The sequence below is a fragment of the Streptococcus australis genome, assembly GCF_019930045.1.
GTDB classification, from domain to species: Bacteria; Bacillota; Bacilli; order Lactobacillales; family Streptococcaceae; genus Streptococcus; species Streptococcus australis_D.
In genome coordinates this window covers 1-9,559 of the sequence record NZ_JAHZQQ010000060.1, presented here as the reverse complement: position 1 = coordinate 9,559, position 9,559 = coordinate 1, and the positions used below count along the sequence as shown (strand labels likewise).

Annotated in this window: 9 protein-coding genes; all 9 read right to left on the bottom strand. The window is 40.4% G+C overall.

What is annotated here, in order from left to right:
* Positions 1-720: 720 nt before the first annotated feature.
* Positions 721-1,353, bottom strand: a complete 633-nt coding sequence (locus K1J10_RS09355; protein WP_223357054.1) for a hypothetical protein — start codon at positions 1,351-1,353, stop codon at positions 721-723.
* Positions 1,350-1,943, bottom strand: coding sequence for a hypothetical protein (locus K1J10_RS09350; protein WP_223357052.1), 594 nt, complete (start codon positions 1,941-1,943; stop codon positions 1,350-1,352). Before K1J10_RS09350 ends, K1J10_RS09355 begins: the two co-directional genes overlap by 4 nt.
* A gap of 152 nt (positions 1,944-2,095) precedes the next feature.
* On the bottom strand, positions 2,096-2,296 hold the full coding sequence (locus K1J10_RS09345; RefSeq protein ID WP_223357050.1) for a twin-arginine translocase TatA/TatE family subunit: 201 nt from the start codon (positions 2,294-2,296) through the stop codon (positions 2,096-2,098).
* 2 nt (positions 2,297-2,298) lie between these two features.
* Positions 2,299-3,018 carry a twin-arginine translocase subunit TatC gene (gene tatC / locus K1J10_RS09340; protein ID WP_223357048.1) on the bottom strand — a complete coding sequence of 240 codons (720 nt, stop codon included), beginning with the start codon at positions 3,016-3,018 and terminating at the stop codon, positions 2,299-2,301.
* Positions 3,008-4,690, bottom strand: coding sequence for an FTR1 family iron permease (locus K1J10_RS09335; protein WP_223357045.1), 1,683 nt, complete (start codon positions 4,688-4,690; stop codon positions 3,008-3,010). Before K1J10_RS09335 ends, tatC begins: the two co-directional genes overlap by 11 nt.
* Positions 4,668-5,876: an iron uptake transporter deferrochelatase/peroxidase subunit gene (gene efeB / locus K1J10_RS09330; RefSeq protein WP_223357036.1), complete on the bottom strand. Its 1,209-nt coding sequence runs from the start codon at positions 5,874-5,876 to the stop codon at positions 4,668-4,670. The genes K1J10_RS09335 and efeB overlap by 23 nt, the downstream gene beginning before the upstream one ends.
* Positions 5,877-5,878: 2 nt before the next feature.
* On the bottom strand, positions 5,879-6,748 hold the full coding sequence (gene efeO, locus K1J10_RS09325) for an iron uptake system protein EfeO (protein WP_223357028.1): 870 nt from the start codon (positions 6,746-6,748) through the stop codon (positions 5,879-5,881).
* Between the two features lie 94 nt (positions 6,749-6,842).
* Positions 6,843-8,384 (bottom strand): ClC family H(+)/Cl(-) exchange transporter, encoded by a 1,542-nt coding sequence (locus K1J10_RS09320; RefSeq protein WP_223357026.1) that lies wholly within the window; start codon positions 8,382-8,384, stop codon positions 6,843-6,845.
* A 107-nt stretch (positions 8,385-8,491) separates the two neighbouring features.
* Positions 8,492-9,559: FAD-dependent oxidoreductase (locus tag K1J10_RS09315; RefSeq protein ID WP_223357024.1), on the bottom strand; the 1,068-nt coding region annotated here is incomplete at its 5' end.

The following is a 9,559-nucleotide window of genomic DNA, read 5'->3' as shown; positions in this document are numbered from 1 at the left end:
TAGCTTACAGAACTGCTTGTGAAGCTCTAGAGGATGAGTTCAAGTAAATGTTGCACTTATTCTTGCAATTTATCAATTATAAAAAATACACCGATAGCAAACACTTTTTTCTTCATCATTATCCTCCATTCTAATAAATAATTCATCACTTGTAAACAAGCGTTTACATAAATTATTATAACATAATTTGTATTTATTATAGAGATTCCTTTAAACTCATTTATAATTTTTCAACATAATAGTAAAACTCATATAACCATAATATATTTAATCAATAGATTAGAATAACAGTTATTATGAATTCCCTTGTATAGTACTCTTTTTGATAAGCTTCTAGTTCTTCTTGGTCATCCTTTACCATTCTATAAGTTCCAGAATATTCAGTTTTATACGTAAGCATCTCTTTTTTACTTCCAAATAGTAAATCACTTTTAGCATTCAGGTTACTCTTAGACTATTTTTCAAGATCTATTAAAGTCCTATGCAACATCAAATATTACATGTTTTAATCTATAGCTACCGTTTTGGTACGTCTCATAATTTTTGGAAGAGGATCCTATACATAACCTAGATCATTTCACCAGCGTCTGACCTTAATTCAATATATTCTCCTAGATCATCATAATCAACAAGAGAGAATATTCAAAACCATAACCTGAATGAAAATTTTTTTGCACTTTCCATCAAACATTCCTTTATTTACTCAAACACTTTCATCTGTCAAGGCCATTCCAAATGGCCTCCTTTCATAATTTCAGTATTATAGAGAATTTCCGCTTTTTGACTACCTTTTTCACTTTTTACCACATCATTTAGGTGACCGGCATTGACAAGTGCTTCAAGATTTTCATCTACTTTATCGCTTACTTTAAGTTTAGCCTCTGGTGGTAAATGCTGAAAATCAGATACATCAATTAACTTTTTATCGCTAGTTCTTAATTCAATGATTTCTTCATCCAAGCCATTAAAATCCATTCTTACGTCCCAAACATTGTCATAAGTTGGATAAGTAATATTTCCTATTGTTTCACCAACATATGCCTTATTTTGATTCTTATCATAAATAGAAAAAACAATATTAGCGCTGAACAGGGTCTGCCCATCCCCACCTTGAACAAAAATTGGTGAAAACTCTATTTTACTAACTCCTGAATAGTGTTCTTTGATATAAGTCGCCAATTGTTCTTCCAACAAACGAAATCCTCGTTTGTAAAGTTTCACTCCTTTGTCATCTAACACAGTACTCACATTGTATGGATCTTTCTGCTCTTCCATCTTTTTGTTAAGATACAACATACTTGCAGCAAACAAAATAGCAAGAACTAAGGCAAGCCTAAAGAGCTTCTTCTTCATTCCGCTCCTCCTTTTTGGAATTCCGTATTATAAACAATTTCAGCATTTGGACTTCCTTTTTCGTCCTTTACGACTTCTTTTAATTGACCATCTTCTACTAATAATTCAATATTTTCATCTGTACTACTTGCCTCTGTGAGTATAGCTTTCCTAGGTAAATGCTCCTCATTTGAAACGTCTACAGGTTTGCCATTTGAGTCCAGTAACTCAATGACATCATTACCATCTCCATCAAAATCAAGAACAATATGTGAAATCAATCCATAACTTAATGGAATAAATTTCTTGATTTTATCTCCCAGAGTAGCTTTATTTCCATACTTGTCATAGAGCGTCGGACGTACATAGGCATCTGAGAAAGTTGAACCTTCATCAGTAACGTAGATTGGGGAGAACTCAATCTTTTCGATCCCAGTATAGTGGTCTTTGATATAGGTTCCGATTTGCTCTTCTAGAAGTCGAAAGCCTCGCTTGTATAATCTAGTTGTTTTAGGTCCAAGATTCGGCTTCGTTATCTTGTTATAGACAAAGTAACTACCAGATAGGATTAAAAACAAAATAGAAATGATCATGACCCATTTTCTTCTCATCAGTTAATCCTCCTTCTGTCTACTCTTATAGTATAGCATATTTGTTAGCGTTTTCATCGTTATTCCTGCTACTTTAGTGTATGAATATTTGAAAGGAAAAAAAAATTAAAAGCATTCCATCATCATGAAATGCTTTTAAACTATTTATAAGACTAGTTCTCTTCTGTTTTGCCAGTCTTTTCTTTGTCCTCTTCTTTTTCAGCAGCACCATTGTTGACGGCTGACTTGAATTCAGAGAACATTTTTCCAAGCGAGTGTCCTAATTCAGGCAAACGCTTTGGTCCAAAGATTAAGAGGGCTCCCAGGATAATAATAATCAGGCCTGGTGCACCGATATCACGTAAAATTCCCATATTTATCTCCTTTTTTGTATGCGGTTATAGATGATGCGACTGATGCCCAGACTTACTTCGTAAAGCAAGATCAGTGGCACGGTCATTGCTAAATCACTGATAAAATCAGCTGGCGTCAGGACGACTGCCAGTACCAGCAATAGAAAGTAGGCTATCCGGCGGTAGCGACGTAACCAGTCTGGCGTTAAGATATGAATCGAGGTCAAAAAGGCTACAAGGACCGGCAATTCAAACAAGATACCCAAAGGCACTGTCGTATGAAAGATGAAAGCCAAGTAGTTCTGTGCCGTTAACTGGATGGTAAACTGGCCTTGTCCTAACGTTAAGAGTACCTCTAAGATAGCTGGACTAACTAGATAATAGCCGAAGAGTAAGCCTAGCAAGAAACATATCAAACTAGCGGGCACATAGAGCAGAATAGCTCCTGCTTCTCCTTTTCTTAAAGCTGGCTTTACAAATTGCCAGACTTGAAAGAGGGTGAAGGGCAAGGTAATAGTAAAAGCCATTAGAGCTGCCAATTGCAGGTAGATGCTTAAAATGTCATTAGGGCCAAGGACCAAGAGTTTCTCTCGAAATCCAGCCGTCAAATAGGCATAAAGCTGATCAGAAAACAAGAGGGCTCCACAAAAGACAAGGAAAAAACAAAGGATACAAGCGATGAAGCGTCGCCTAAACTCGCTTAAATGCTCTACAATAGTGAGCCTTCTATCTTCATTTTTCATGTTGCTTCACCGTCACAATCCCGACAATAAGAACGAATAGAACTTGGCAAGCAAGAACTTCCCAGCTCGGATAGATTCCCGCCCAATCAATGGTTGGGAAATTACTCAAGATATGATTTGGAAGCATATTGGTTAATTGGAGCGCGTGCAGGCTCACCCCTAGCATCTTAAAGGCCAGGGCATAAATCATCCAAGTCAGGATGAAGAAAATCTTATGTGGCTTGACCAGATGGCTTGCCTTGGTCATGAGAATAGCAAGAATAGCTAAAACTGCAAGTGCCAAGCCAATCCCTAGGAAGAAATCAAAGGAGCGAATACGAGGGAGGATCCCCACATAGAAAAGGATAGTCTCAGCCCCCTCACGGAAGACAGCTAAGAAACTGAGGGCAAACATAGAAATGAAACTGCCAGTTGCTGTCACAGCCTTCATCTGACTTTCCATGAATTGGTTCCATTTTTGAACGGAGGACTTACGATGTAGCCAAATCCCAATGACAATCATCATGCCTACTGCGATAATCCCTACTGCTCCTTCGATGACCTCACGGTTGGAAGCTGAGGTCACAGCTGGGAATAAGAATTGAAGAGCTACTGCAATGGCTGCACTGGCCAGGATTCCTAGAAGAGCACCTGCATAAACCCATTTCAAGCCTTTGAATAGTTTTGCAGACTTGAGAACGGTCACCAAAGCCATGACAATCAAAAGTGCTTCGACTCCCTCGCGTAAGAGGATCAACATAGCGTCAACCGCAGAATAGGAGGCGGTGGTATCAATAGCAGATAGATCACTAATCAGAGCTTCCAGTTGCTTTTGATACTTGCTTTCGTTCCCCTTGACCATGATGACAGGACTTTGACTTTCCACCCGAGTATAGAGACCAGGATTGGTCGTGCTGACATCGCCCTCGATCGTTGGCCAAATGGTAATAAATTCTTTCATAACTTGACTAGCTTGGCTAGTGTCATTGGCTTGGAAGAGGCTCAGAGCTTTCTTAAGGAGCTTGATCCCGTCTGAAAGGGTCAGATTGGAACTTGTTTCCTCAATCTTTTCCCCACTGATAAACTGATCCAAGACATTTTTTAGGTCATTGTAAGAAGATTGGATGGAGTCAAAGTTTGTAGGCTCTGTTTCGATCGCACTTCTCAAGAAGGAAATATCTGTTTCTACCTTTCCGTAATAAGCGGTACTGTGATCTCTGACAACCGCTTCATTCCGGGTCCAAGTGTTGTTTAAATCAGCGTAAGCCTTTCGTGTCTCTTGGAGATCCTTTGCTGTGATTGCCTCTTGTAGCTTCTCAAAGTAAGGCTGCAAGCGAGTTTCTAGCTTCTCCTTTTCAGCATCCAGATCGACTGGATTTTGCTCTTTTTCAAAGGCTAGCAAGGAAGTGGAGACGGTCACCAATTGCTTTTCTGTGATCTCGCCTTCCAAGTCCAGACTTTTCTGGACTTCTTTTCCTGCTTTGGAATCATGATTGGCTTTCTTCAGAAATTCTTCTTTTATCTCTGCGACAAGAATGTGAGCTTTTTCTTGATCCTTATCCCGAACTGCTGTCGTTGCATCTGTGATTTTGATAAAGAGATCACTATAAGACTCAGCTTGGACAGGGGTGACGATGAAAAAGAGACAGGCTACTAGGACGACTAATAATTTATTCAAATAAGTCTTGACCAATGTACCCTCCTTCCTTCACACCTCCGAAGCAGGCAAAGAGGCCACTGCCAATATGGGTCACATATTCATTCATCTTATCGTCTGCCCCAAGATTGGTTTGGATTTTCACAAAGCTGTCTGGATCCTTTTGAAAGGCAATAAAAAGCAATCCTGCATCAAACTGCCCCGTTTTCGGATCAATCCCATCAGAGTAAGAATAAGAGCGTCGCAAAATTGGCAGATCCACTTCTTTAGCCAAACGGACATGTGAGTCAACTGGTAAGAGGGAGAGGTCCACTTCGTCAAACTCGTTTTTCTTTCCAAAGGGTGCGCCACTTTCTTTATAGCGTCCAAAGGTATTTTCTTGCTCCTGGAGGTTTGTCCGGTCCCAGGTCTCTAGGTGCATGATAATCCGGCGGACAGCCATATAAGAGCCGTTTTTCATCCAGTCTTGACTATCAGCCCAAACGACCTTATCAAAATCTTTCTCTGTCGTAACATTGGCAGTCCCATCCTTAAAGCCGAAGAGGTTCCTTGGAGTTTCCATACGATCCCCAATAGCAGCAAATCCTGATTGGCTCCACTTCATGGTCACCTTGTTCCGTCCTTTACGGATCAGATTACGGACAGCATGAAAGGCCACCTGCTCATCATCTGCACATGCTTGGATAACGATATCACCACCCGTATACTGCTCTCTCAACTGTTCCTTAGGAAAAGCTGGCAGATCCCGGAAGAGTTTGGGACGTTTCTTCTCAAGGCCTAATTTGGTCAAAAAGCTAGCTGAAACACCAAAGGTTAGGGTGAGGCGGTAAGGATTTAGTCCGACAGTTTCCCCAGTGTCACTTGGTGGCAAGAGAGCGTTGGAACCATCCTTTTTGACCAGTTCGCCATTAACTAATTTCTGGCTATAATCTGTCCATTCTTTAAACAACTGAATCAATTCGTTTTTATCTGTCGTCCGGAGATCGAGCACCACAAAATAGATATTCTTCTGCATGGGCGTGGTAATCCCTGCCTGATGCTTGCCATAAAAACTAATTTCTTCTTGACCGTCTGCGATATTTTTGGAACCTTGTTCCTTATTAGCGAAAAAAGCAGAAGCACCGGATAGACCAAGTGCTAAGCCTGCTCCCCCAATACCTGCTTTTTTCAGAAATTCGCGACGATCCATCTTCTTTTCAAAAAATTTATCGTCTTTTGTCATTGTTATTTACCGTTTAAAATGATTCCCATTTGAGAGAGTGGTTCTCCCAATTTTGTTACTGCTTCTGCTAGTTCTTTGGTATCTTTTTCTGTTAGATCAGTATATGATTTATAGTTAGATTCATCTGTCATATGTTTGTCTAACAGATCATTCACCGCCTTGAATTCTGTTTCAAGGGTTTTCACTAGCTTGGCATCCTTCTTCTCAATAAGAGGTTTGAAGAGAGCAAAGATTTTTTCAGCTCCTTCAATATTGGCACGGAAGTCATAGAGATCTGTATGAGAGAAGATTTCTTCTTCCCCAGTGATCTTTTGTGTCGCCACTTCATTCAAGAGGTCAACCGCACCTGTCAACATCAAATCTGGCGTCACTTCTACTGTCGCAATCTTAGCTTTCAGCTCTTTGATATCCTTGACCAATTGCTCTGCATATTTTTCAGTACCCTCGGTTGTATTTTCTTCCCACAAGATGCGTTCGATACGGTGGAAGCCAGACCAACCTTCTTCAGATTTGTTTTCGTCAACATAGTCAACTAAACGGAAGTCAATCTTGACATCAGACTCTCCAAAACTTTCAGCGATCGGTTCAGAGCGTTCATAAGACATCCGAATCAAAGGATAGACTTTCTTGGCTTCTTCTAAATCACCACTTTTGAGGACTCTTTGAAATTCCTCTGTATCTTTTAACAATTGGTCGATTTGGCCTTGCACAAACTCCTTGTATTCACTTGTCGCTTGATCCAATGCTTTTTGGTCTTCTTTAGACAATTTCACTGTCGAAGAGGAACTATTAGTAGTTGTGTTTTTTGAAGATGTGTTGGCACAGCCTGCTAATAAAGCAACGGATAAGAGTGCTACTGCAATTTTTTTCATGAGTCTTTTCTCCTGGATTCGTTTTTTACGCAGTCTATTATAGCAAAGATTTTCTCATTATTCAACAATTGTCAGAAAACTTTAATAAAACAAATTAGAGGAGTAACTCTTTCACGCGACCAATGTCTGCCTCTTTTACTACCAGGAAGATGCTATCTCCTAGATAGAGGCGGGTGCTACCATGAACCGTACTGTTTTTTCCATTGTGCTGATGAGTTGTGATCAGGAGGTCTCTCGGTAGGTCTAAATCTCGAACCTGACGGCCTGCTATTTTCTCTGATACTGGAATTTCGATCAGGGTTAAGACATCTGAACCGCTGGTCACCTCAGGCATCATTTGCTCCAGCATGGCTTCGTAGACAGGGGCACCTTTTACTAGATCCATGGTAATGTAAGCTGTCAAAGTCACCAAGCCAATCGGCATCAAGGTTCGTATATCTCCTACCATTTCGGTCACTAGAATCATGGCTGTTAAGGGCGCTTTTGAAATGGCACTGAAATAACCACTCATTCCTAAAATGACAAACAAGGGGAGTTGATTAGAATGTATGAGACCAAACTGCAATAACACTGTAGCAACCAAGGCTCCTAAGACAGAGCCAAGAGCTAGAATCGGAAGAAAGATGCCACCAGGAAGACCACTACCGTAACTGATCATACTCCAGCTAAAACGAATAGCAAAATAAAGGAACAAGGTCTGGACGCTAAGAGGAATGTGGGCTAGGTCTAAAACTAAGTGGTGACCACCGCCCAGTAGATGAGGGAAATAGAAACCAATTGGTAGAATCAAAAGAAAGGCAAAGATGGAACGATAAGGAGGTGTTACATGAAGCCAGTTGCCTAGTTTTTCATAGACACGTCCAATATTTAAAACAGCTATTTCATAGAGATAGCCAGATAGTCCGAGAAAAATACCCATGGCAAGAAAAATCCAATAGCTGGATAAATCGATATGGGGGATGTGATCGGGCATGTTTAAAACAGGAGTTTGACCGAAAACGTTGAGAGAGACAAAGTTGGCGACCAAACTAGCAGCCAAGGTAGATACCCAGAAGACTCGAGAAAAGTGATGATAAACTTCTTCTACTACAAAGAGAAGACCCGCAATCGGAGCGTTGAAAGCTGCTGCCAAACCTGCTGCAGACCCACTTGCAATCAAGGCCCTTTCTTCTACTGGACTAAGAGCAAGTTTTTTAGACAAGCCCTTTCCTCCCATGGCGCCAAGCTGGATACTTGGACCCTCACGACCTAACATCAAGCCACTTGCAATTGCTAGGATTCCTAAAATGTATTTCTGCCAAAGTGTGGTCCACCAGTCTATTTGAAGTAATCCTTTTAATTCTGCTTCAACTTGGGGAATACCGGAGCCCTTTACGTTTTGGTTCTTTTTGATCAGTTGGCTTGCTAATAGAATAATAAAAAGATACATAGAGAGGATGATGATCCAATTGATCGGACTTCTTCCAAGATCTTTATATAACCCCTGAACAAAATGAAAGAAATGCTCAATAAAAAAACGAAAACTCGAGACGATCGCGCCAACTACGAGTCCCACTAAAGCACCTCTGCTAACCTGAGATAAAATAGATCTTGAGGTCGATTTAAATTCTTTTTGGATTTGGTGACTTTGTTTCATAAATTTTCTTAAACTCCAAGATTGATTGACTTTATTATACTATTTTTTACAGCTCCTGAGTATGAGATCATCAAAAAAACGCTCGAATGAGCGTTTTTTGGACAACATTATTTAGCAGTAAGTGCTGCCATTGTGATGTAGTTGTATGGTTTGTTGAAGTGTGGCAAGAAGAACAAGTCTGTCAAAGCCAATTTTTCAATTGTTACATGTTCTTGGATTGCCAATGAGAACATGTGGATACCCATTGAGATTGCAGCATCGCGTGATACCATTTGGGCACCAAGGATTTCACGACTATCTTGATCATAAACGATCTTGATAGCAACTTCATGGTTGTCATGTTTGATAAATTCTGGTTTTTGAAGATCGTTGAAGCCTGTTTCAACAGCGTTGTATCCTGCTGCTTTTGCTTTTTCAAGTGTCAAACCAGTTGAAACCATGTGAAGTCCATAGATAGAGATACCGTTAGAACCTTGAACACCGATTCCTTCAAGCTCATGTCCACAAGCATTGTAAGCACCTACGATACCAGTACGAACAGCGTTTGAAGCAAGAGCGATGTAGCTAGTGTCTTTACGAGCGTTGTCATAAACAGTCGCACAGTCACCAACAGCATATACACCTGGGATTGATGTTTCTTGTTTCTTGTCTACAAGGAAGGCACCGTTACGGAAGAGTTCGATCTTACCATCAGCAAGAGCTGTGTTTGGACGGAAACCAACTGCAAGGACAACCATATCTACATCAAATGTTTCTTTGTCAGTGATCAAGCGTTCTACTTTACCGTCACCTTCGATAGCTTTAACAGTTTGACCAAGTGCCAAACGGATGTTGTGGTCTTCCAAGTTTTTAGCCATCATTTGTGTGAAGTCTTTGTCATAGTATCCGTTCAAGACAGTGTCTACGATATCAACAAGGACCACTTCTTTTCCAAGACGTTCGAATGCTTCAGCAAGTTCAACACCGATGTATCCACCACCGACAACAGCGATACGCTCAAGATGTTTGCTCTTATCTTCAAGTTTGTTAATAACTTCTTCAGCATTTTGGTACAATTTAACGAATTGTACGTTTTCAAGAGTCGCTTTGAATTCACGATTACCTTTAACAATTTCAACACCTTCGATTGGTGGCAAGATTGGAGTTGAACCAGTTGCGAAGATCAATTTTTCATA